We start from the raw sequence: 23,073 nt of genomic DNA on the forward strand, positions 1-23,073 counted from the left end.
CATCAGCCTCTCACTTCACCTTGAGTTACTGATTCAAAACGGAGTCAACCCAATGAAGATTCGTTCTCTCATTCCCCTGGCGACGGCCATTCTGGCCACCTATTCACCCTGGTCCTTCAGCCAGGAGCAAGAAAGCGCCGACACCTTTGCTATCGGGCTTATTGCCTACACGGAACCGTCCCTTTACGTAGGCGGTAAGGACAATGCAGATCTGCTGCCCTATATCGAGTGGGAGTCGGACAACTGGTTCTTTCGTGACTATTCACTGGGTAGCTATCTAGCGGGAGGAGACAATTGGGCCTTGTCCGCGGCGATTAGTTATGACGCCTTCGGCGATGTTGAGCGGGGTAACAGTCCTGAGCTCAAGGATATGAAGAAACTCGACGACATCTACACTGCCGCAGTGAGTGTCGACTGGTTTGGTTCACTGGGTTACCTGACATTAGGCTACCGGCAGGATATCTCCGGCAACCATAATGGAGGCTCGGCCGTAATTGGCTACGGTTATCCCCTTGAGTTTCAGCAATGGCGTATTGAGCCGCATGTTTCACTGACCTACGCGGGCAGTCAGGTAGCACGCTACTACGTTGGAGTCGATGCCGATGATGTGAAGGTAGGGCGTCCTGCATACCGTCCTGAAGGTGCCTATCAATATCAGGCCGGTATTAGCCTATCCCGTTCGTTTGGCGAATCGCACCGGCTGTTGATTGACTTCAGCCAGCGCCGTTTTTCCGACGAGGTTCACGATAGTCCTATCGTCGATAATGATCATCTGTGGTCTATCAGCGCAGGCTATCTCTATGCATTTTAGAAGGCTGCTCAACAGCCGCGTTCTGGCCTTGCTTCTGGCAATTGGCATCCTGTTAGCCGTCACTGGGCTGCTTGCTGAAGTTGAGAGCCCTAGCGAGGTTGAGCAACGCAACCAGGCACCGCTTCCGCCCCTCGTCAGCGTAGAGCAAGTCAGCCGTGGTGAGCAGCCTGTGCAGGTTGAAGCCTATGCCGAGGTGACGTCACGTTGGGCAGTCGAACTGAAAGCGCAAGTCAGTGGTGCTGTTGTTAGGGTGCATGACCGCGCCTTGGCTGGCAGTCGCGTTAGTGAGGGAGAGCCACTGGTGGTCATTGACGATACCCGCTATCAGGCAGAACGGGCTGATGCCGAGCGCTTGTTCCGTGAGGCGGAGCTGGAGCAGGAGCGGGCGGGATACGCTACCCAGGTGGCCAGGCGGCAGTTTGCAAGTGCCAGAGAACAACCGCCCAATGATTTGGCTCTGCACCTTCCTCAACGCCATATTGCCGATGCTGCGGTTGAAGCTGCCAGAGCCCGTGTTGATATGGCGCAGCGGGAACTCGACCAAACGGTGATAAGAGCGCCCTATAGCGGCTTTATTGTCGAGCGCTATGTCAGCCCGGGGCAAATGCTAATGGCAGGGGATCCGGTCGCTCGGCTGATAGGTGATGCTCACTATGAGCTGGCAGCCAGTATCAGCAAGAGCGACTGGCAACGGCTTAATCATCCAATCCAGGGACAAAAAGTAGTGCTCTACAACGACCTGGGCCAGCCCATTGGCGAGGCAGACATACGTGAGGGCGGTGGCTATCTTGATGCTACAACACGCCACTATATTGTGCATCTCGATCTCCAAAGTGCCGAGACTGCTGTTCTGGCAGGCGACTTCGTTAAAGCTAGCTTTCAAGGCCGCATAGAGGAAAATACCCTCAGCATCCCTGCATCGGCACTGACGGTCGATGGCTCGATCTGGTGGGTTGAAGAGGGCAGCAGTACCTTAGCTCGCAGCGTAGTCGATGTGTTGTCCCACCGCGATGACCGCGTGCTGGTAAGAGCGCCGACCGATAACGATCAATGGCAAATCGTTGCTGTCCCGCTGTCCTCCTATCTACCGGGGCAGCGTGTACGGACAACCATCGGTGAGGCTTGGTGATGCACGTACTGACCGCTTGGTTTATCCGTAATCCGGTTGCCGCTAATCTACTGATGGCCTTTATCCTGATAGTGGGCCTAGTCACACTGAACAACATGCGTATAGAGGGCTTTCCCCGCGTCGAGCCGGATAGCATTACTATTACTACCGTGTTTCCAGGCGCACCTCCCAACAAGGTCGATGCCCTGGTCAGCCAGAAAATTGAAACGGCTTTAGAGGGCTTGGAAGGGGTTCGCAGCCTTTCAGCGGTCTCCAGCGATGGCCTTTCTACAATTACGCTTAGACGAGCCAGTGGGCAAAGCCTTGATAGGCTGCTGGATAAGGTGCGGTTGCGAATGGATAGCGGGATCGAGTTACCCGCCAGGGCCGAAAGGCCGCAAATCGACGCCAGCGCCTTTGACTATCCGGCGCTCTATATCAACGTTTACGGTGATGCTGAGCAGGCTACCCTACATGAGCTTGCCAAGCGGTTAAGGCGGGCGCTCCTGGCCCAGCCTGAACTATCCAGATTGAATGTCTGGGGACTGCATAAACAGGAGCTGCGCATTGAAGTCGACAGCCGGAAGTTACGCCAGCTAAACCTGACCGTGCCCGATGTGATGGAACGTATTCGTGCCAGTTCGCTGGAATTTCAGGCTGGTTCCCTGAGAACTAGCGCGGGTCGAATCTATATCAGAACCGATGGTGAGTCTGAGTATGCGCCCGAATTCGGGACCATTTCCATCGTCAAGGAGCATAACGGCGATCAAGTATTGCTACGGGACATCGCCGCTATCCAGGATACAACAGTCGAGGGTGACTATCGGTTTCGGTTTAATGGTCAGCCCACTTCGGGCATGGAAATATTAGTGGGTCAGCGTGAAAATCTGCTGCGTATTTCCGACGTTACTCATGATGTGCTGCGTGACTTTCGCCGCCAATTGCCCCAGGGAGTTGAGGTGGTCGCCTGGGGCGATAGCGCTGACTACATCGCCGACCGTCTGGCCCTGCTAACCAAAAATGGTCTGCAAGGTTTAGTGCTGGTTGTGCTAATCCTAGCCCTGTTTCTTGATGTGAAACTCGCTTTTTGGGTGGCGATGGGGATTCCCGTGTCGGTATTGGGCGCTATCGCCGTGTCCGGCACTGGTTGGGTGGATTACTCGCTGAATGATATCACCACGTTCGGTTTCATTCTGGCGTTGGGTATCCTGGTTGATGACGCTGTGGTCGTCGGGGAAAGCGTGTTCGAGCAGCGCCGTCTCAATCATAATCCCATCGCCGCCACTGAGGCTGGAGTGGCCAGGGTTTCGGTGGCCACCGTTTTCGGTGTGCTGACCACCATTGCCGCTTTTTTCCCGCTGCTGATCCTCGATAATCCCTTAGGTAAAGTGCTAGCGAGCTTTTCGGGGGTGGTCATTCTCGCGCTGCTGTTTTCACTGTTGGAAAGTAAGTTCATTTTACCTGTCCATCTTGCCAGCATTGATATTGGCAAGCCCCCTCGGTGGATAATTGCTCGTCTCTGGCAGTCGGTGCAACTGAGCGCCCAAACTGTGTTGTTTTTCCTGCGCGACCGCTGCTACGTGCCCCTGCTCAGGTTGACTGTCCGTCACCGCTATGCCGTGCTTATCCTTTTTATCAGCGTCGCGATATTCGTCTTGGGACTAACCATGAAAGGGTTGGTGAAAAGCGTGTTCTTCCCAGAGGTGCCCGGCCAGGTTGTCAGCATAACGCTGGAGATGGACCCTGGGGCGCCGTTTGAGCTGACCCGCGCCAATGTTGAGCGTATCCGCCGCGAGGGGGACGCTGTCAATGCGCTATTGCAACAGCAATATGGTCTGGATCAACTCCCTGTGCGAACTATCTTTGAAGCGATTAGCAGTGCTGAATCCGCCAGTATTTATGCGGAGCTAACGCCGGTGGCAGAGCGTCCAGGCATCGATGTCCAAGACGTTATTCAACGCTGGCGCCAGCAGGTTGGCCTGCTTGAAGGAAGCCTTGAATTACACTTTACGGGCTCTGAAGAGGTGGGTGGCGGTTTTCAGATTAAATTGACCAGTGGCGACCAAGCGACGTTGGTTGCGGCTGGCGACGTGCTCAAGGATTACCTGGGTAGTATTGATGGGGTGCATAACCCTCGTGACTCGATGGCTGGGGCACAGAGCGAACTTATGGTCACGCTTAAACCCACCGCCGAGAGCCTGGGATTTGATCAACAGACCCTCGCGATGCAGGTGGGGTCTGCTTTCGGCGGCGCTGAGGTGCAGAAAGTTCAGCGTGATAACACTGAGCTAACGGTCCTGGTGCAATATGTTATTGAGCAACGCAATACAATGGATGACCTATTGCAATCCCACGTCCGCAACCACCAGGGCCAGTGGTTTTTGCTCGCTGACATTGCCGACGTTGAGCGGGTTCTCAAGCCCAAGGCGCTGTACAGGGAAAACAACAACTGGGTCAATCTGGTCTCGGCAACCATTGATCGTAACGTGGTTGCCCCTGAGGAGGTGGCACGGGCCGTGTTGAGCCAACTTGTGCCACAGCTCCAGCAGCAGTACCCGGACTTGGCGGTTCGTCCTGGAGGCGAGCTGGAAGAAATGGGTGAACTGCAGGGTGGTCTAAAGAAAGCGCTATTAATCGCTATGGTACTGATCTATGTGCTCATGGCGGTGCCGCTAAAATCCTACTGGCAACCCTTTATTATCCTGGCAATTATCCCGTTCGGTTTTGTTGGCGCCATTCTCGGCCACCTGTATCTCGACCTAGCCCTGTCGTTGCTATCGATGTTCGGCATGTTAGCCCTGGCCGGCGTGGTCGTGAACGATAGTCTGGTGATGCTGAGCCGCCACAACGAGCTTGTGGCCGACGGCATGGCTCCCTATGACGCTATTCAGGCTGCGGCCACGAGCCGGTTTCGGGCGATTTTTCTCACCACAACCACCACGGTGATTGGGTTGCTACCGCTGCTCTCAGAAACCTCTGAACAGGCCCAATACCTGAAGCCTGCTGCGGCCTCGCTAGCCTTTGGCGAGCTATTCTCCACCGTTCTAATGCTATTCCTGGTACCTGTGCTAATGGCTATTACCCAGGATCTGAAACGAATCCTCCAGGTCGCTCCGTCAAACAAACCGCCCAAGGACCCCCAATGCCACTCTTCTCAGTAAGTGCTAAGAGCACAAGTGCTAGGCGTATTGCTGTTGTCTTGCTGCTGTTATGCCTGGGCTTAGGCGCGATTTTTATTATCGCTGATGATGATCCCTTGGTGCGTAGGGAGATCAGTTTCGTTCACGCTGGTCATACCCTGAAAGGCGTATTGGTACTGCCAAGCTCGACGGCTATGCCTGATTCATGCGTAGTTTTTGTTCACGGCTCCGGCGATATGCCGCGCGATGCTTATGGCTACTACGAACCTCTTTGGCGTCTGTTTGCGGAGCAAGGATGGTGCTCGCTGTCCTGGGACAAACCCGGGGTGGGTGAGTCCGAAGGCGATTGGCGACTGCAGTCAATGGCAGATCGGGCCGATGAAGTTGCTGCGGCTATTGAATTTCTGCATACACACGTTGGCCTGGGGGAGAGGCAAACTGGCTTGATTGGTTTTAGTCAGGCGGGCTGGGTGCTGCCCAAGGTCGCTAACTTGCGCGATGATATTACCTTCCTGATCTCGGTGTCGGGCGCGGTCAATTGGATGGATCAATCGCGTTATTCTGGACGTCAACGCATGATCGCAAAAGGCCTGACGGAACAGGAGATCAAGGCGGAAGAGTATGCCGCTGACCAGGTCAACGCATTAATACAGCGCAATGCACCTTATGCAACCTATTTGGAGCATATCGAAGGTGAGGTAGACGTTAAGCCAATGAGTGAAGCTTTCTGGGGCTTCGCGAAACGCAACTGGCAAGCCGATGTGCGTAGCGACCTGCAGGCTATCAACGTGCCTATGTTGGCGCTCTTTGGCTCGCATGATGCCTATGTCGATCCGATTTCCAGCGCGACTACCTATCGTCAACTGCTTGAGCGTTCAGCCACGCCGTTCTTCGAAGTTCGCCGCGTCGACGACGCTGACCATAGCCTGATGAAGTCAGATCAGGTGAAACCTGACCATCAAGGCATGGATGCTTGGCTGAAGCTGTCCAAAATCTGGTTTCTTGGTGACGCTATTTTCGCCGACGGTGTGCTCGACTGCCTAGCCAACTGGCTGGATAGATTCCCCAAGGCGGACGCCCAGCCCACATCCGAAGGTAGCTAGCCGAATGCAGCCGAAGGGTATCGTAAATCGCTGGCTAGGCTAAATCTGCGATTTTTAACACCATGGTGGTTGACCCGCTAAAGCCGACTAGCCATTTCAAGTAGGGAAAGTCGTCGTGTTTTGCGGCCACAAACCCCTTGGATTCGTACAGTTTTTTTGCTCTTGGGTTGCTATCGATTACGTCTAAGCGAACCGTCTTGAAACCGTTATCCATCGCGTGTGCAATAATGCTATCCAGGAGTCTGGAGCCTATGCCTTGCCCTCGGAACCGGCTATCGACAGCAATCCCATCCATGACCAGTTCTTGAGATTTTGGCTGGCGCTCGAACAGGCTGAACACCAAGCATGCCCAAAGCCCTTTTGTTAAGCCAAGTTCGTCTATCAGCTGTTTCATACCGATGCCGCCCGTTAGCGAACCATTCGGCTGCTGAAACCCTGCTAGCCCAATGACCTCATCTTCACAGATGGCAGTAAAAGAGAACTCAGGGACAAAACAGTGGGAGAGCAACTTGATGCGTTGTGCCTTGTCAGGTATTGCGCTAGTAAATTTAGCGCCGAACGCTTCCTCGTAAAGCCTCGCGACAGGTCCTGCTTTCTCAAGACTAAAGCCTTTCTGTATCAGAAAGTTCATTGGCGAAATCCTGGGTTGAAAGAGCTGTTGTCGAGTGAAGATCCGCAGTAGATAGCAACTAGGGGGGTGTACCTCTCGGAAAACGTCACAAGGAAGTGAAAAGCCACCTTGCTGATATCGAAAGCTGTAAAATGATCACCCGATGATGCGCTATCAAAGGCTATAATAGCGTGATTATGGTGGAATACCGCTATCGTGACTTTTATCTGTCGGGCTGACTTTTAAAGTTTTTATCGAAAATATCTAGATAAGTCGGCTTGTTGGTTGATTTTGTTGTTTGTTTTAATGAAAGGAAGGTGGTTGGTAATGATTAACACCAAAATATATAAAGCGGTTTATGAACTAGCTGAACGGCTAATGAAAGCCGCGGCTAAAGATGACAGATAAGCATTTGAGCCGCTCTATGCCGAGTTGCAGGCGATTTGCACCGACAACGAAAACACCGATAAAGATCACCCAGAGCAGTGGGAAACCTTGGCTGACTTTACCGAAGAGTTAGAGGATGCACTGCCGATTTACCAAAAGGCGCTTGAGAAAGCCATTGCTAAGAACTCGAAAGACCATATGGCCTCTATCGGTTTTTCCATGGCGACGTTGCAAGTACAGTTAGGTCAAACGGATGACGCCATCGAAAGATTGCAACATGCCAAAGCCAGCGCCGATGGCATTGAAGATGACGAGCTGAAAGCGGAAATCGATCAGCTGCTTGAAACGCTAACGACCCACTAGGAAGCCTATTTTGACGAATAATGATATTTTTCGCCGCATCCGCTACACCTTTGATTTAAAAGACGGCACCATCGTGGATATCTTCTCACTGGCTGACGTCAGTGTGAGTCAAGCGCAGGTGACGGCTTGGCTGAAAAAAGACGAAGATGATGCTTTTGTCACGATGAAAAATAGAGAGTTGGCGGCGTTTCTGAATGGCTTTATCAGCTTTAAACGTGGCAAGCGTGAAGGCCCGCAGCCGGTGCCTGAAGCACAACTCAACAATAATATGGTGTTCCAGAAGCTGCGCATTGCACTGAATTTAAAAGCAGACGATATCTTGGCAGTGTTTGAACAGGTGGGCTTACCGCTGAGCCACCATGAACTCAGCGCCTTTTTCCGTAAGCCAAGCCATAAAAATTACCGTGAGTGTAAAGATCAAATGCTGCGTAATTTCTTACTCGGTATTCAACGCCAGCTACGGCCTGGCTCGAACGATTCAGACGCAACACCTTAACCCCTGGGTTTCTGCGCGCTATCTGCTGTGAGGTAAAAGCAAGAGGGGCAACCTTGTCAGCCTCTCTGCTTTACCGATGCTAATGCTTCACGCAGACGAAAATCGCATTGCCTGAAAGGTTATCCCAAGGGGTAATGGTCTGGTAGTTGTGCTCAAATACATGCACCTCAAAATAAGGCGTCAGTAGGGCGGTTAATTCCGTAAAGCTGACCGCTACCATCGGATGTTCGTCGTTCCAGACTTGCGTGGCGCCTGCGTTGGTTTTTTCAATACTCAGCCTAAGCGATTGCTTTTCGCCGTGCCCGCCGTAGTGCCAACCCGAGCGGAACGTGAAGACATTGTCATCTTGTCTGGCACTGTGTTTAACGCATAAGTCGTTATTGATTTTGTTTTTATCCACCACGTTAAAATAGAAAACGCCGCCCTGTGTTAATGCGCGATGGGCGCTGGAAATACACCCTTTTAGCTTTTCAATCCCATCGTTGTAGTGGATCGAGTACAAAAAGCAGGTGATCAAATCGAGGGGTTCGCTGGCTTCGAATGCACTCATATCTTGCTGCGAAAAAAGCGCTTCTGGGCAACGCTTGGCGGCGATATCCAGCATGGGTTGGTTAATATCAAGACCACTGCTGAGATAACCAAAATCAATAAAATGGCGGACATGAGGGCCCGTGCCACAGGCTAAATCAAGGTGCGTATGCCCGCCGTTGCCGAAAATCTGATGGAGTCGACGAATGGCGTTGCTTTGCGCTTGGTAGTCGATATCGACGCACATCAAATCGTAGTAACCAGATAGGTCGGTATAGAGTGCGTTGGCGGACAGATTGGCGGACATAGTAGCCTAATGGTGGGCGCTAAAATATTGGGGTGGCGCATAGTAAACGAGCGCGCAAGGTTTTAGAAGCGAGGGCAAGGTCAGACCCGCTTTTTTTCATAAAGCGGGAGATGTCGTAGGTAAATTGTATTTATTTTATTGGGTTGCTGCCGCCATTTTGCTCAGCTAATTGCTTAGCTTGCGTGTACCCTGTTAGCGCTAGATAGTCACGATTGCTATCGATCTCGCCGTCATTGCCAGCTTTAAAGAAGGTTTTTTCCAGCATTGCTTCTCTGGCTTCCATAAGTGTTTGTGCCATCTGCATATGTTCGCTGACAATCTTGCAGCCGCGCTCAATGTCTCCTTTGCGCAACGCCTCTAATAATTGACGTTGATAATCATAGCCTTGGCGGCGTAACTCAGGGTTGGGCTGTGCGTAGATTCGCTGACAGACGGTCATATTCATCAGCAAACGCACTGGAAATCGGCACATCAAAGCCAACAGAGGGTTAGGGCAATAATCAATCAGGACTAAATGAAACTCTAACTCCTTCAATCGCTGCTCGCGCTCTTCTTCTAGCGATGCTGGCGGGTGGTCATAAAAGGTCATTACTGACGCCAGTCGATCAAAGGCATCCGTGTCGAGCACACCTTCAAGACTCTTTACCAGGGCTGGCCAGAGCGCTTTACGCGCTTCATAGATGTCGTGAATGGTGGGTGAGTGAAAGAAAAAATAGTTACCCAACAAGGTCATCGCTCGATCATCACTGACTTCGCTGATAAAGGCACCGCCACCTGGGCCTGTTCGCGTTTGAACCAGCCCCTGGGCTTCAAGCCCCTTGAGAGCTTCACGTACCGTGCCTTTGGATGCATCTAGCGCCTGGATCAGTTCTTGTTCCTGCGGAAGTCGATCGCCGGGCTTTAATTGATGTTGCGCAATGTATTCCTTTATCGCCTCACTGATTACGTCGGTACGCTTAGGTTTAGCAGGTTGGCGTGCTTGCTTCATGGTTGTCTCAGCTAACATTGAAAGAGGCTGTTTTAGTGAGAATCATCCCCTTGAAGTGGCGTGATGTCTAGCAAATGTCGCCTCATGTAGAGCTGCGTTAAGCCGCTAGAAGAGAAGCGAGAATAATTTATAATGATAAATTTTAGGCTTCTTAAATTTGCTAATTGAGTAACCCACCATGACCTACAGTTTGATCGCACTGGATAAACAATCTGACACTTTCGGTATCGCATGTGCCACGGGCGGCCCCGCACTGGGCGGTTTTGTTCCCCATTTGCTACCGGGTATTGGTGCCGCTATTACCCAGGGCTTTAGCACCAATGTATTCAGTGCAGAGCAAGGGCTGTATCGCTTAGCCAACGGCGAAAAGGTGGCGGATATTATCAGCAGCCTGCAACAGCAGGACAAAGGCGCTGCGTGGCGACAGGTGGCATTAATGGATCGGCACGGTGTTGCCGCAGGCTGGACAGGCGATGAAAACGTCCCGGTTGCTGAGATGCGCATCAGCGATGGTCTGTTGATTGCAGGCAATATGCTGGCCAGTCGAGAGGTTATTCCCGCCATGGAGGCGGCCTATCTTGACACTCGTCGGCGTAAAGACATGGCCAGCGCTTTGATAGCCGCACTGAGTGCTGCTCAGCAGCAGGGCGGGGATCATCGTGGCACGCTCTCAGCGGCTCTAAAAGTACGCGCCCCAGGCGGCTTGCCCTACGACTTGCGTATCGATTATGCCCCCAACGCGATTACGGCACTGAGCGAACTCCATTTACGTATCGAGCAGGATGGTGATTTTCAGTCATTTCTTGCTCGTCTGCCCACCGCTGACAATCCGCATCGTTATTAATCATTACCACGTGATTTAGACATAAGTCTTAAAGTCGAGAACCTCTAACATTTTAACCTTTTATTCTAACTGAGTTTTTTGTTTGCCCAGTTGGAATGCTTGCTCGTCCATCTCTTTAAGGGTTTGACAGCATGTTTGACGCTCTCATAGGCTATTTATCATGATAAATAGCCGTGCTGAGCAGCTAGCCAAACAACCACCTTTTGAGGCAACCATGACGTTTTCTTTAACCCAGGCCGGAGAACAGGCGTGGAAGTGGCTCGAAGATGCCGCTAAGTTCAGTGAAACCGACAATGTTGAACGCGATGGCGTTACCCGCCGCTGCGCCACCCCCGAACACCGCGCTGTGCTCGATGAACTTGCAACGTGGATGAAAAGCCTGGGTATGTCTGTGCGCATGGATAACGCCGCGAATCTGATCGGCCGTTATGCCAGTCCACAAACCGATGCCCGTACGCTGTTGCTCGGCTCGCATCAGGACACAGTTCCTAATGGAGGCAAGTACGATGGCATGATGGGCGTTATTTTGCCGCTTGCCTTGGTTAGCTACTTGTATGAAAACGCGATCGAAATGCCCTTTCACATTGATGTGGTGGCGTTTAGCGACGAAGAGGGGACACGCTTCAGTTCTACTTTGCTTGGCTCTAAAGTGCTGGCAGGCACCTTTAAACCAGAGATGCTTAAAGCCCGCGATAGTCAGGACATAACGCTTGGGCAGGCGCTGGCTGACTTTGGTTGTGACACTCAACGAATCGATGCAGATCGCTATCTACCGGAAGACGTGATTGCTTTTATCGAAACGCATATCGAGCAGGGGCCTCAGCTTGAACAGGCTGATGTACCGGTAGGGGTGGTAAGTGCAATTACTGGGATCGAGCGCCACGAGATAACGATCAAGGGCATGGCAGGTCACGCCGGAACTGTGCCTATGCACATGCGCCAAGATGCACTGGTGGGGGCTGCCCATGTTATTCAACTGGTCGATACGTTATGCAAAAGCACCGATGAACTCGTCGGTGTCGTGGGTAAGATTGAGAACGCACCTAACGGCGTCAATGTTATCCCTCAGACCACCACCTTGAGCATTGAATTGCGCTCGCCGGATGATGCACTTCGCCGCCAAGCAAGAACTCAGCTGTTAAGCCAAATTGACGCGTCTCTTAAGGCCTTGAATCTTGGCGTGGAGCATCGTCACACCTATGAACAACCTGCGGTTCAATGTGCTCCGCACCTTATCGACACCATGCGCAGTGCGCTCAAGGATGCGCGAATTGAGCCACGGGTATTGTTCAGTGGTGCTGGCCATGATGGGTTAGCCATGGCCGACCTGTGTGACATCGGCATGCTGTTTGTGCGTTGTCGCGGCGGTATTAGCCACCACCCCAGCGAAGCTATCAAGCCTGAGGATCTCGGCGTTGCCATTGAGGTTCTCTTAAACACCTGCCAGCGACTCGCCCAACAGCAATAGCTGGCAGTCTTGTATCGCGACGTTTGTCCAACTAGCTCAACATAAAGCCACAAAAATCATAAGGGTTGATTATGAGCCAACAACAGCAAGTCTCAGACACAAAAGCCCCTGCATCAGGTAAGTGGTACAAACAAATACCGGACCCGATGGTGTTGATTTTCTTCATTTTGGTCGCCGCCTACCTAATGACGTTTATTGTGCCCGCAGGCGAGTTTGAACGTCAGACTGTCGATGGTCGTACGACAGTTATTCCTGAATCTTTCATGTACTTGTCAGATGTTGCGAATCTGCATTTTTTCAAGATTTTCGTCGCCATACCGCAAGGTCTGATTAATGCGTCGCAATATCTGTTTATCGTGTTTATTGCTGGCGGCCTATTTCATATTCTGCAGAAGACAGGTGCGCTGGAAAACGCCATTGGTGTCGCCGTTCATCGCGTCGGTGCTGAAAATAGCATTAAAAGCCGCAACCTAATTATTGCTGCTGGTACCTTTATCTATGGCTTCTTTGGCGTTGCGGTTGGTTTCGAAAATAATATTGCGCTCGTACCCATTGGTGTACTGATAGCTTCTGCCATTGGCTGCTCTCGTTTAGTCGGTGTTGTGATGGCCGTGGGTGGTATCGGCATTGGCTTCGCTTTGTCGCCGATCAATCCATACACCGTTGGCGTTGCGCAGGGTATTGGTGAATTACCTACGTTTTCAGGCTGGTGGTTACGCACGTTGATGGTGGTTGCGTGTCTGGCTACCTTGACGCTTTTTATCTGTCGTTACGTTGTCAAAATGGACTACCACGATGACAACCCGGCCGAACTAACCAAGCGTCTCGAAGACTATACGTTGACCCGCCAGAACATCATTACATTAGCTATTTTTATTGCTGGTCTGATTATCATGCTAATCGGTGTGTTTACCCGCGGTTGGTACATCAATGAGATTGCCGCCATGTTCTTGCTGATGGCGATTGTTATTGGACTCGCTAACGGCCTGGGTGCTAATGCACTGGTAAGACAGATGATGGAAGGCGCCTCATCGGTAACCGCTGGTGCCTTAGTGATTGGCGTTGCAGCCTCTATTCAGGTCATCCTTAAAGATGCCCAGATTATCGATACGATTGTTAACTCGCTTAGCTCTCTGGTGGGTGATATGCCTACCGCCGTGGCGGCTGTTGCTTCAAGTGTGATTCAAGGCGTGATCAACCTGTTTATTCCGGGCGGATCGGGCCAAGCACTGGTTACCATGCCGATTTTGATCCCCTTAGCAGACTTAATTGGCATGAGCCGTCAATTAATGATCACGTCCTTCCAGGTGGGAGATGGTTTGACTAACCTGATTGTTCCAACGTCTGGTGGCACCCTTGCCATGCTGGCGCTAGGTAGGGTCTCTTATGCACAGTGGCTGCGTGTTATTACTCCTTTGTTAGTGCTGGTTTACGTTATGTGCTGGGCAGCGCTGGTATTAGGCTATTACGTGGGTTATTAAGTACTGTCGTTAGGCGGCTAACTGACGGTCGACGCAGTAGTGACTGGGGGAGAATCCAGAAGGATTTTCCCCCTTCGTTTTGCTGTTATGTGGTTCGGTGCTAAAGAAATTCAGTCATTGTCCGATAATCACTTAACAGGTAAAAGCCACCAAGCCGTCACAGAGTCTGCCATGCCCAAATCACCTGCTTTCCTTCTCGCTGCGATCCTGCTTAGCCTAGTCACCTATGCTCAGGCGTTTGCTAATACGGCTGAATCAGCGGCGCTCGCTTGGTTAGAGTCAATTGATAATGGTGAGGTTGAACAAGCCTGGGAGAGCTCATCGCCGCTACTAAAAACGCCGCTATCGCCTAGCATGCTTAGACGCATTATTGAGTTAGCACGTAATGAGTTTGGGCCGGTAGAATCACGCCGACAAGTACAAGCCTCTCACTATCGATCTATGCCGGGTGCGCCAGATGGCGACTATATGGTTTTTATCTTCCATACTCGATTTGAAAATAAGGCGAGAGGAGTAGAGACCGTAACACCTCATCTTGAAAATGGTGAGTGGCGAGTCAGTGGTTATTATGTGCAATAGTTCTTTAAAATAGCTCTTTGTAATAGCGCTTTATAATAGCGCTTTATAATAGCTCTTTGTAATAGGTATGTGTAAATGACTGATGCCCCACCCAGCACGTATCAAAATAGCGATTTTATACCTACTATTGCTAACACCCCCGAGCCGCCTTACTACGCGGTTATTTTTACCTCGCAACGCACCGAGATCGATAACGGCTATGACGCAATGGCGGCCAGAATGGTTGAACTTGCAGCACAGCAGCCGGGATTCTTGGGGGTAGAGTCTGCCCGAAATGAAGTTGGGGTGACGGTGTCATACTGGGCTGATTTGGCCTCAATCAAAGCGTGGAAGGCCCACGCTGAGCATCTGGAAGCCCAGCGTCTAGGCCATCAGCAGTGGTACCGGCATTTTAAGACGCGCATTGCCAAAGTCGAGCGAGATTATGGTATTTAAACTATCAACGCAGCCTAGGTAGGCTTTTTGCTGCTTAAATTTAAGAGGCTAACTTCAGGGCAAAGCCAATAATTAGCGTTCCAAATACCCAACGTTGTAGTGTTTGCCTTGTTTGATGACTTTCAAACCAGCGTTGCATCTGCGCTCCCAAGCAGGCATATAGCGCATCGTAGAGAAGCCCGACGCCCACTAGCACAGCCCCCAATAGCGTAAACTGGAGCGCAACGTCACCCTGTTGGGTGTGGACGAACTGGGGTAATAACACCGAACAAAACAGCAGCGATTTTGGGTTCAGCAGGTTCGTTAACAGACCCCGTCTCCAGGCTAAGTAATAGCTACCGGTGAGCGATGCTTGCGGCTGGTTAGTATCAGTGCTCCGTTTGCTACGAATCAGCTGTACACCCACCCAAATCAAGTAGGCAGCACCGAGATAACGAACAGCATCAAAAAGCCACGGAGCGGCGACAAATAGGGCGGCCAGGCCCAAACCGGCTAACGCCACATGCAGTCCTCGGGCGATGGCTAACCCTAGCGCGGTGGCTAGCCCATGCCCGCGGCCCAGCGTACTACTGGTATGCAGCACCAACAGCATATCCGAGCCCGGAATCAGGTAAACAATGGCTAATGCGCTAATAAAAAGACCGATTTCCATGGCCGCTCCCTCAAGATTGCACGTAGTGACTTCACAAAGGGCATGGTACCGTTAAAGTGATGAGTGATTTCTTGCCATTTACGCTCATGAAACATCAATTATTGGTATTTTGTGCCAACTAAGAGTGGGGAAGTGTTTGCTTATGCCAAATGGTCAGTTGGATGCTACCGACCGACGCATTCTTGCGTTGCTGCAGGGGGATGCTCGCTTAACCAATGTTGAGCTCGCTGAGAAAGTAAATTTGTCGCCGTCCCCCTGTTTACGCCGGGTGCGACGCTTGGAAGCAAGCGGCATTATTCGTGGCTACCACGCGGAGCTTGATCGTCGAAGCGTCGGGCTGGAGTTAACGGTGTTTGTGGGCATTAAGGTAGAGCGACATCACGAAGAGCAAGCCAATGCTTTCCGAGAAGCAGTGGTTAAACTGCCGGAAGTAGTCACTGCGCATTTGGTGTCTGGTGAATCGGATTTTCTGCTACAGGTGGTAGTGCCTAGCTTGGCAGCTTACGAGGCGTTTTTAACGGGGACGTTGCTGCGCTTACCAGGAGTGAGCGATATTCGCAGCAACTTTGCTATTCAGCCGGTGAAAGAGTACGGCACATTACCACTGGATAATAGCAATAAGGCCTAGTCGGGCAGTTGAGAGATGAAGAAGGCCTTCGGTTTAGCGATTAACGCGATATTACTAACCCAGCTAGCGACTGCAATCCGACGACCACCACCAGAACCACCATGCCTAGCGCTAGGCTGGTTTTAAGCGCGTGACGCTTCCACATAAGTTCTACGCGGTTGCCAAAGCGGTGTACCAGCCAAGCAAGGCCGAAATAGCGAAGCCCACGGGCTATCAGGGCAGCCAGCACAAATAACATAATCGGATAGCCGGAAAGCCCGGCGGTAATCATCGCCACCTGAAACGGGATCGGCAGTATGCCTATGGCTAAAATTGCGGCAAAACCATACTGCTCAAAGAAGGTTTGGAAAGATTGATAGCTTTGTTCAATACCCATAAATTCGATAAACCACGTACCTATGGATTGATAAAGCACCATGCCAACGGCGTAGCCCACAATCGAAGCTATCAGGCAGCCGAGAGTTGTCGCGATGGCGATTGCCCAAATACGCTGCTTGTTAATCGCCATGAGCGGGATTAACACCAGCTCTATGGGAATTGGCAAAATAATGGTTTCTAAAAAAGACAGGGTGCCGAGTAGCCACAGCATGTTTTTCGAGCTATTAATACGCTCAAACCACTGTTTAGTCCGTGTTGTTGAAAGCATCTTATGTCTCTACATTTCAGTATTAATGCGACGATAGACGGCCGCTAAAAGGCTGTAGAGACCAAACGCAAAGAGCCCAAGTGCGACAAAGGCAAGCAACCACTGACCGAAAGGTTGGCTGCGCAGCGTGCTGAATACTTCCCCCATACCACCTGCTTGATTAGGGTTAATTTGGTAGGCTGCGATGATAAAAAAGCTGCCCACGATCACGAAGACGAGACCGCGAATCACTAAGCCGAATCGACAGATGGGGTAGGCCCATTGTTGAGTTTGTGGTGGCATCGCAAAGTGTTTATCGAATTTTGCTTTGTAGCCTTTGATTGCATGGGCAATACCAACCCCCATCAAAATTAAACCAACCCCGCCAACTAACCATCGCCCGAATGGCTGCTGCATCAGCCAATCTGCTACGCCTTGCGAGCCGCCTCTGGAATCCCCAGAAGAGCCTGCAAATTGGAAGATGAGCGTTGCGGCAAAAAATGCCAGAAGAATATGCGTAATGGCACTCGCTAATAAACCCGCGCGAATAGTTAAGCCTTTAGCACCATTACCATGATGGTCGGTGTCTTTGACAGCTTGGATCGTGCGCCACAGAGCGTAGCCGACCAAACCGACAGCAATAAGACCTAGCATGATTTTACCAAAGGGGGCCGTTAGCACTCTTTCTAGAGCACCGCGGCTGCCTTCCGTTTGGCCGCCTTGTCCAAAGGCTGCCAGGGTGGCTAGGCCTCCCACTAATACATAAACGATGCCGCGAGAAGCGTAGCCCATTCGGGCGAAAAGGATGATCGCATCACGATGATCTGGGTTATTCATTCGATTGGCCATGGTGTCCTCCTGACGTTTATGGCATTGCGAATTCCTACGCAATCTTGCTTATATAGAGCTTGTCTGGCGGCCCATACTGTGCGCGTGCTGTGCTATTGTCTAGCGTAGGTCAAGTTATCAGGCAATTCGCTATTTTTGATGATGCGAGCAGAAGATGAGTTATAAGTCTCCAAGTGCTGAGTCTTTACATGCTAAGTCTCTACAGGCTGTGTCTCCGCGTGCTGGGTCGCCGCCTGTTTTTTGGCGCGACTCACGTCTGCCTTATGTCGAACTGCGTAAAATCAGTGATGCGAGACAAGTGTGCTACGCCCCTCATAGCCATGTTCACTGGTCGGTAGGGGCTATTACGTCAGGCAGCAGTACGTTTTTCTATCGGGAATCGACTTACCCCATTAGTGCCGGTGACTTGGTTATGATGAACCCCGATTGGGTGCATGCCTGCAACCCCATCGAGAACGAACCTTGGGCATATTTGATGCTCTATGTGGATGCACAATGGCTAGCGGATTTACGCTATCAAATAGGCACGCTTGGTTCCCCGGTCTGGAGTGATATCGATACGGCGGTGGTCTCACAGCCAGCGCTGTATGCTCACTATTGTGAAATGGCGGCTTGTTTATTGGATAAGCAATGCACTCTCTCTATGAAGCACGCGTCAGTTACTGGGTTTCTTACCGCATTGATGCTGGCATTAGCACACGAGACAACCGTCTCAAGACCGCAGCCGCCGGATGGTTTGCAGGCTGCGGCTGCCTATTGTGACGTGAATGCGGCATTTGATGTGTCATTGGAAACGCTATGTCAGTTAACCGGCTATAGCGCTGGCCATCTTATCCGTGCGTTTAAGCAGCACTATGGGCTTACTCCCCATGCTTATCTGATTAATCGCCGTGTTCAGCTTGGCCAGCGGGCGCTTAGGCAGGGGGAGTCGATCGTTAATGCGGCTTTATTAGCTGGCTTTAACGACCAACCCCACTTCCAGAGAACATTTAAGCGGTTAGTGGCGGCAACACCCAACCAGTATCGCTATCCGCTACTCAAACAGCAGGAAAATAGCGCTGGCAGCTAGGCCAGCAGCCAGCGTGCGGTTAATGGTAAGCAGAATGAACGGACGGTGAATATAACGTCTAAGAAAAGCACCTGCATAAACCCAGCTGGCCAATGACAACCAACAAATGGGTAGGTAGAGAGCAGCGAACAGCCATAACTGGTAGGGGTCATTACTGCTAGTGTAAGCCCCAATGCCGGCGGCAGACGCCAGCCACGCCTTAGGGTTCAACCACTGCATCATCGCGCCAGTCATAAAGCCCGGTGGCTTATCTGTACTCTGGCCACGAACAGCGCCATCATGTTGGCAAAGCTGGTAGCTTAAGTAAAGTAAGAAGAGTAGCCCCGCCCAGCGTAGTATTTCCTCTAGTAGTGGCACTACGTTTAGCAGTGAGTAGAGCCCCGCGCCAATCGCCAGGAAAAGCACTAGAAACCCCAGGGTCGCCCCCGTGACAAAAATAAGCCCTTTGGCAATAGGGTAGTGGGTGCCGCTACTCAGGCAAACAAGGTTGACTGGACCTGGGGAAATAGACGCGGCAAGGGCAAATGCTGACATCGGTAACAGTAGTGAAACGCTCATTGTTGTCCTCCTAAACAGAATCAAGAGCTTGCAAGAGCGCGAGAAAAGAGTATTGAACAAAATTGAGATGCCACGATATTGCGCAAGATTCGGGTAGGCCGGATGACACGGTCTGGTTAAGCTTGTTCTATGTTCAGAGAGCCCTGTGCTTTTCCTCGTTTAGCTCCGGTGAGAACGTCTTTATGAATGACTATGCCCGTATCGAAAAAGCGATGTCCTACATGGTGGCCAATGCCGCTAGCCAGCCAAGTTTGGAAACGGTGGCGGCTCAGGTGCATTTGAGTGCTTACCATTTCCAGCGGCTGTTTTGTCGTTATGTGGGTATCAGCCCTAAGCGCTTTTTACAGGCGTTGACCTTGGAGCGGGGCAAACAACTGATCGCATCATCGGAAAGTCTTACCAACACCGTGCATGCGCTAGGACTAAGCGGTGGCTCGCGGCTTTATGACCACTTTGTGCAGCTAGAAGCGGTCACGCCGGGTGAGTTTAAGCGCCAAGGGGAGGGGGTTGAGATTGGCTATGGTGTGCACCCCACACCTTTTGGCGAAATATTAGTGGCGATAACGCCGAGAGGAATTTGTCGCATGGCCTTTGTGGCGTCTACCAGCCAGGAAGCGTTGCTGGCAGAACTCGTAAAGCAGTGGCCACGCAGCACGCTATGCCATCGCCCTGATGCCACCCGTTATGCGGTAGAGGCACTGTTTACAACGTCTGCAGAAACGACCACAAAAGCGACACCTGCCACGCTATCGCTCCACGTGAGCGGTACTAATTTCCAGATTGCGGTATGGCGCGCGCTGCTCACTATTCCTGAAGGGCAGTTGGCGAGCTACTCGCAAATTGCCCAGGCACTTGGCATGCCGAAATCATCTCGAGCCGTCGGCAATGCGGTGGGTGCTAACCCTATTGCACTGTTGATTCCTTGCCATCGAGTGATTCAACAAAGTGGTGCGCTAGGCGGCTATCGTTGGGGGGTTGAAACCAAACAACAGGTCCAGGCTTGGGAAGCGGCGCAGCATTCTCCTCAGCTTGAGCCGCATTAGCCCTGACTTAGTGTCCAAATACCGACCAGCCGGTTTCTTGGGCAAACATTTCCAGGGCACGAGTGCCCAGCAGGCTATTGCCGTATTTATCCAACCCCGGTGACCATACGGCAAGCGAACCGCGCCCAGGTGCAATAGCCAAAATTCCACCGCCAACGCCACTTTTTCCGGGCAGGCCAACGCGGAAGGCAAACTCCCCCGACGCATCGTAGTGGCCGCACATCATCATCAATGAATTAATCCGTCGCGCTCGTTGGGGCGATACCACGCGTAAATCACTTGGCCGGTTGACACCGTCCGATGCCAAAAACAGTCCGGCGTGAGCCAGCTGTTCGCAGCTCATGGCGATAGCGCACTGGTGAAAATAGGTGCCTAGTACCTTATCGACATCATGGCGTAGGTGGCCAAAGGCTTTCATAAAATGCGCCAGAGAAGCATTGCGGTCTTTGTGCTGCATTTCGGAAGCCGCTACCTGATGGTCAAAACAGATACTGTTATCGTCGGCGATATAGCGCACAAAGCTAAGAATTTCCGCCAGTGTCTCTTTAGGCTCGTGACCCATCATGATGGCATCAACAACCGCAATCGCCCCAGCATTAATAAACGGATTGCGCGGTTTACCGCTTTCATGCTCAAGCTGCACGATAGAGTTAAACGGGTCGCCAGAAGGCTCACGCCCCACCCGTGACCACAATCCATCGCCCCATTTTCCCAGCGCAATGGTTAGCGTAAATACTTTGGAAATGCTCTGGATTGAGAACGGTGTGGTGGCGCAGCCCGCAGAGAAGCGCTGGCCGTCTACCGTAGCCAAACTGATAGCGAATTGGCTGGGGTTCACATGGGCAAGCTGGGGAATATAGTCAGCGACATTTCCGCGCTCGGTTTCAAGGGCCAGTTCGGCGGCAATCTTATTGAGTAACTCTTGCATGTAATACGAATTCGTTTGGCAGCGTGAGGCGCTACCCTAGCGGAAACTAGCAGGCTTGTCTGCTGGCGGTTGATACCGAAATGCCATGGGCTATGCACGTTGTTGAGAGCTCTTGTCCGTTGCTAACTATCTGTTCGGCGGCTACAGTTCGGCTACTTTCAGCAAGGGCCGACGGGCATGACCACATTAATGATTCAGGGAACTACCTCGGATGCGGGCAAAAGCACGGTGGTTGCTGGGCTTTGTCGCGTGTTGAAGCGCCGTGGTATTTCAGTCGCGCCATTTAAACCCCAGAACATGGCACTGAATAGCGCCGTGACCAGTGATGGCGGTGAGATTGGACGCTCCACTGCGTTACAGGCGCAGGCGGCAGGTGTGGTTCCCCATAGTGATATGAATCCGGTGCTATTAAAGCCGGAGACGGATCGCGGAGCCCAAGTGATTTTACGCGGTAAAGTGCATGGCCATATGGATGCACTGGATTACCACGCGTTTAAGCGCACGGCGAAAGAGAGCGTCATGGCGGCATGGCAGGCCTTGGAAAGCCGCTTTGATGTGATCATTGCCGAAGGCGCGGGCAGTCCGGCGGAAATCAATCTGCGTAAAGGCGATATCGCTAATATGGGCTTTGCCGAAGCTGCCGACTGTCCGGTTTTGTTAGTAGGCGATATTGACCGCGGCGGTGTGTTCGCTCAGCTAGTAGGAACGCTGGCGCTACTAAGCGACAGCGAGCAGGCGCGCACGAAAGGCTTTATTATTAACCGTTTCCGGGGCGATATTGGCCTTTTAGAACCAGGGCTTGAGTGGTTAGAGGCCTATACTGACAAGCCTGTTCTGGGCACCTTGCCTTACTTGCAGGGCCTACTGCTGGATGCTGAAGATAGCATTGGTCGGGTTCACGCTGAGAAAGCCAGCCACACCCTTAAGGTGGTTGTTCCCGCGCTGCCGCGTATCAGCAATCATACGGATTTTGATCCACTGCGCTTACACCCTCAGGTATCGCTTACCTTTGTAGGGCCAGATCAACCGATTCCACCTGCTGATGTAATGATACTGCCGGGGAGCAAAAGCACCGCCAGTGATTTAGCCTGGCTAACACGCCAGGGCTGGAGAGACGCGATTGCTCGCCATTTGCGCTACGGTGGCAAGGTGCTGGGGATTTGTGGTGGTTTTCAAATGCTGGGTGAGTGGATAGATGACCCAGACGGATTGGAAGGCGCGCCCGGGAAGGTAGCCGGCTTGGGGCTGCTGCAGGTATCCACGCGAATGGTTGCGGGCAAGCAGTTACGCAATGTCAGCGGCGTCATGGTCGGGCAAGAAGCGGCAGTGACGGGCTACGAAATTCACAATGGTGTGAGCAACGGAGCTGCACTCAATCGGCCGTTGTTTGATTTAGGTAGCCACGTGGATGGCGCTATCAGTATCGATGGCCAAGTGATGGGCACTTACTTGCATGGGTTGTTTGACCATCCTGAAGCCTGCCAAGCGTTGCTGACTACGTTAGGGCTAGAAAGTGCGGTACCCGTCGATTATCGCGCCCACCGCGAGCAAGCGCTGGAGCGACTGGCTGATACGCTGGAAGCGCACTTGGATATTGATGCGGTGTTGGCGATGGTAAGGGCGCATTAAGCGCCCAGAATGCAGAGTGTTTATTCTTGCGGTGGGCGCTTTGCCATCAGAGTAATCTCGACGGTGCTGCCCCCGCAAATATGTGGTGACTCGGTGCAAGTGCGCGCTGGGTAGCGGCCCGGTTCAAAAAACTCCGCGTAGATACTGTCTAATGCATTGATCTGCCTTAAGTCAGCAAGATGAATGTCGACTCTAACAATATCCGCCAGGCTGCCTCCCTCTTGTTTTAGCATGCGTTCAAGTTCGCGCATGACGAGGCGTGTTTCTTCTTTGACATCTCCGCGAGTGGCTTTGCCGTTAGAAAGATCCGTAACCGTTAGCCCTGAAATAAACACATAATGGTCATCGATAACCATGTGACTACCAGGGAAACTCGGTTTGGGTAACGTGGGATCGTCGATATACTGTGGCATTGGCTCTCCTTAGCGACAAATAGGCGAGTCG

Annotated in this window: 23 protein-coding genes and 1 pseudogene; 15 read left to right on the plus strand and 9 right to left on the minus strand. The window is 52.0% G+C overall.

Annotated elements, in window-relative coordinates:
• The first annotated feature begins 52 nt into the window (after nt 1-52).
• From NDQ72_08460 to NDQ72_08475, 4 genes are read left to right on the plus strand one after another with little or no spacing between them, the layout of a single operon-like run.
• Nucleotides 53-811 (plus strand): MipA/OmpV family protein, encoded by a 759-nt coding sequence (locus NDQ72_08460; protein WKD29960.1) that lies wholly within the window; start codon nt 53-55, stop codon nt 809-811.
• Nucleotides 801-1,940: an efflux RND transporter periplasmic adaptor subunit gene (locus tag NDQ72_08465; protein WKD29961.1), complete on the plus strand. Its 1,140-nt coding sequence runs from the start codon at nt 801-803 to the stop codon at nt 1,938-1,940. The genes NDQ72_08460 and NDQ72_08465 overlap by 11 nt, the downstream gene beginning before the upstream one ends.
• Nucleotides 1,940-5,080: an efflux RND transporter permease subunit gene (locus NDQ72_08470; GenBank protein WKD29962.1), complete on the plus strand. Its 3,141-nt coding sequence runs from the start codon at nt 1,940-1,942 to the stop codon at nt 5,078-5,080. Before NDQ72_08465 ends, NDQ72_08470 begins: the two co-directional genes overlap by 1 nt.
• On the plus strand, nt 5,062-6,162 hold the full coding sequence (locus NDQ72_08475; protein ID WKD29963.1) for an alpha/beta hydrolase: 1,101 nt from the start codon (nt 5,062-5,064) through the stop codon (nt 6,160-6,162). Before NDQ72_08470 ends, NDQ72_08475 begins: the two co-directional genes overlap by 19 nt.
• 34 nt (nt 6,163-6,196) lie before the next feature.
• On the opposite strand, the gene NDQ72_08480 is transcribed toward NDQ72_08475, so the two are convergent.
• Nucleotides 6,197-6,793, minus strand: a complete 597-nt coding sequence (locus NDQ72_08480) for a GNAT family N-acetyltransferase (protein ID WKD29964.1) — start codon at nt 6,791-6,793, stop codon at nt 6,197-6,199.
• 306 nt (nt 6,794-7,099) lie between these two features.
• Here NDQ72_08480 and NDQ72_08485 point away from each other — a divergent pair.
• Together NDQ72_08485 and NDQ72_08490 are read left to right on the plus strand one after the other, a co-directional pair.
• Nucleotides 7,100-7,522: pseudogene (locus NDQ72_08485) on the plus strand (tetratricopeptide repeat protein).
• A 10-nt stretch (nt 7,523-7,532) separates the two neighbouring features.
• Nucleotides 7,533-8,018, plus strand: a complete 486-nt coding sequence (locus NDQ72_08490; protein ID WKD29965.1) for a DUF1456 family protein — start codon at nt 7,533-7,535, stop codon at nt 8,016-8,018.
• Between the two features lie 79 nt (nt 8,019-8,097).
• Here the strand turns inward: NDQ72_08490 and NDQ72_08495 are convergent, their stop codons facing one another.
• Complete coding sequence (locus NDQ72_08495) at nt 8,098-8,841, minus strand: class I SAM-dependent methyltransferase (GenBank protein WKD30364.1); 744 nt, start codon at nt 8,839-8,841, stop codon at nt 8,098-8,100.
• A 142-nt stretch (nt 8,842-8,983) separates the two neighbouring features.
• Nucleotides 8,984-9,841, minus strand: coding sequence for a GntR family transcriptional regulator (locus NDQ72_08500; protein ID WKD29966.1), 858 nt, complete (start codon nt 9,839-9,841; stop codon nt 8,984-8,986).
• Between the two features lie 178 nt (nt 9,842-10,019).
• Between NDQ72_08500 and NDQ72_08505 the strand changes: the two genes are divergently transcribed.
• The 5 genes from NDQ72_08505 (at nt 10,020) to NDQ72_08525 (ending at nt 14,648) form a co-directional block, all read left to right on the plus strand.
• Nucleotides 10,020-10,685 (plus strand): DUF1028 domain-containing protein, encoded by a 666-nt coding sequence (locus tag NDQ72_08505; protein ID WKD29967.1) that lies wholly within the window; start codon nt 10,020-10,022, stop codon nt 10,683-10,685.
• Nucleotides 10,686-10,899: 214 nt separating this feature from the next.
• Nucleotides 10,900-12,153: an allantoate amidohydrolase gene (locus tag NDQ72_08510; GenBank protein ID WKD29968.1), complete on the plus strand. Its 1,254-nt coding sequence runs from the start codon at nt 10,900-10,902 to the stop codon at nt 12,151-12,153.
• A 71-nt stretch (nt 12,154-12,224) separates the two neighbouring features.
• Nucleotides 12,225-13,634: an AbgT family transporter gene (locus tag NDQ72_08515; protein ID WKD29969.1), complete on the plus strand. Its 1,410-nt coding sequence runs from the start codon at nt 12,225-12,227 to the stop codon at nt 13,632-13,634.
• 171 nt (nt 13,635-13,805) lie between these two features.
• Nucleotides 13,806-14,213 (plus strand): DUF4019 domain-containing protein, encoded by a 408-nt coding sequence (locus tag NDQ72_08520; GenBank protein ID WKD29970.1) that lies wholly within the window; start codon nt 13,806-13,808, stop codon nt 14,211-14,213.
• Nucleotides 14,214-14,330: 117 nt separating this feature from the next.
• On the plus strand, nt 14,331-14,648 hold the full coding sequence (locus NDQ72_08525; GenBank protein WKD30365.1) for an antibiotic biosynthesis monooxygenase: 318 nt from the start codon (nt 14,331-14,333) through the stop codon (nt 14,646-14,648).
• 40 nt (nt 14,649-14,688) lie between these two features.
• Here the strand turns inward: NDQ72_08525 and NDQ72_08530 are convergent, their stop codons facing one another.
• On the minus strand, nt 14,689-15,300 hold the full coding sequence (locus tag NDQ72_08530) for a LysE family translocator (protein ID WKD29971.1): 612 nt from the start codon (nt 15,298-15,300) through the stop codon (nt 14,689-14,691).
• 142 nt (nt 15,301-15,442) lie between these two features.
• On the opposite strand from NDQ72_08530, the gene NDQ72_08535 reads away from it, so the two are divergent.
• Complete coding sequence (locus NDQ72_08535; protein WKD29972.1) at nt 15,443-15,928, plus strand: Lrp/AsnC family transcriptional regulator; 486 nt, start codon at nt 15,443-15,445, stop codon at nt 15,926-15,928.
• A gap of 40 nt (nt 15,929-15,968) precedes the next feature.
• On the opposite strand, the gene NDQ72_08540 is transcribed toward NDQ72_08535, so the two are convergent.
• Nucleotides 15,969-16,574 (minus strand): VTT domain-containing protein, encoded by a 606-nt coding sequence (locus NDQ72_08540; protein ID WKD29973.1) that lies wholly within the window; start codon nt 16,572-16,574, stop codon nt 15,969-15,971.
• Between the two features lie 9 nt (nt 16,575-16,583).
• Nucleotides 16,584-17,402 carry a DUF1206 domain-containing protein gene (locus NDQ72_08545; protein ID WKD29974.1) on the minus strand — a complete coding sequence of 273 codons (819 nt, stop codon included), beginning with the start codon at nt 17,400-17,402 and terminating at the stop codon, nt 16,584-16,586.
• Between the two features lie 154 nt (nt 17,403-17,556).
• Here NDQ72_08545 and NDQ72_08550 point away from each other — a divergent pair, with 154 nt between their 5' ends.
• Nucleotides 17,557-18,471, plus strand: a complete 915-nt coding sequence (locus tag NDQ72_08550; protein WKD29975.1) for an AraC family transcriptional regulator — start codon at nt 17,557-17,559, stop codon at nt 18,469-18,471.
• Here the strand turns inward: NDQ72_08550 and NDQ72_08555 are convergent.
• Entirely contained in the window at nt 18,436-19,029 is a 594-nt protein-coding gene (locus NDQ72_08555; GenBank protein ID WKD29976.1) for a LysE family translocator, read from the minus strand. The genes NDQ72_08550 and NDQ72_08555 overlap by 36 nt on opposite strands.
• A gap of 182 nt (nt 19,030-19,211) precedes the next feature.
• Here NDQ72_08555 and NDQ72_08560 point away from each other — a divergent pair, with 182 nt between their 5' ends.
• A complete protein-coding gene (locus tag NDQ72_08560; GenBank protein ID WKD29977.1) occupies nt 19,212-20,072 on the plus strand; it encodes a methylated-DNA--[protein]-cysteine S-methyltransferase in 861 nt (286 codons plus the stop codon).
• Nucleotides 20,073-20,079: 7 nt separating this feature from the next.
• On the opposite strand, the gene NDQ72_08565 is transcribed toward NDQ72_08560, so the two are convergent.
• Nucleotides 20,080-21,000 carry a glutaminase gene (locus tag NDQ72_08565; protein ID WKD29978.1) on the minus strand — a complete coding sequence of 307 codons (921 nt, stop codon included), beginning with the start codon at nt 20,998-21,000 and terminating at the stop codon, nt 20,080-20,082.
• Nucleotides 21,001-21,177: 177 nt separating this feature from the next.
• On the opposite strand from NDQ72_08565, the gene NDQ72_08570 reads away from it, so the two are divergent.
• A complete protein-coding gene (locus NDQ72_08570; GenBank protein WKD29979.1) occupies nt 21,178-22,629 on the plus strand; it encodes a cobyric acid synthase in 1,452 nt (483 codons plus the stop codon).
• Nucleotides 22,630-22,649: 20 nt separating this feature from the next.
• On the opposite strand, the gene NDQ72_08575 is transcribed toward NDQ72_08570, so the two are convergent.
• The gene (locus NDQ72_08575) at nt 22,650-23,042 is read right to left on the minus strand and encodes a RidA family protein (GenBank protein WKD29980.1); all 393 of its coding nucleotides are present in this window, start codon (nt 23,040-23,042) and stop codon (nt 22,650-22,652) included.
• Nucleotides 23,043-23,073: the final 31 nt, after the last annotated feature.

Origin of the sequence: Halomonas sp. KG2 (assembly GCA_030440445.1) — a bacterium.
GTDB lineage: Bacteria > Pseudomonadota > Gammaproteobacteria > Pseudomonadales > Halomonadaceae > Vreelandella.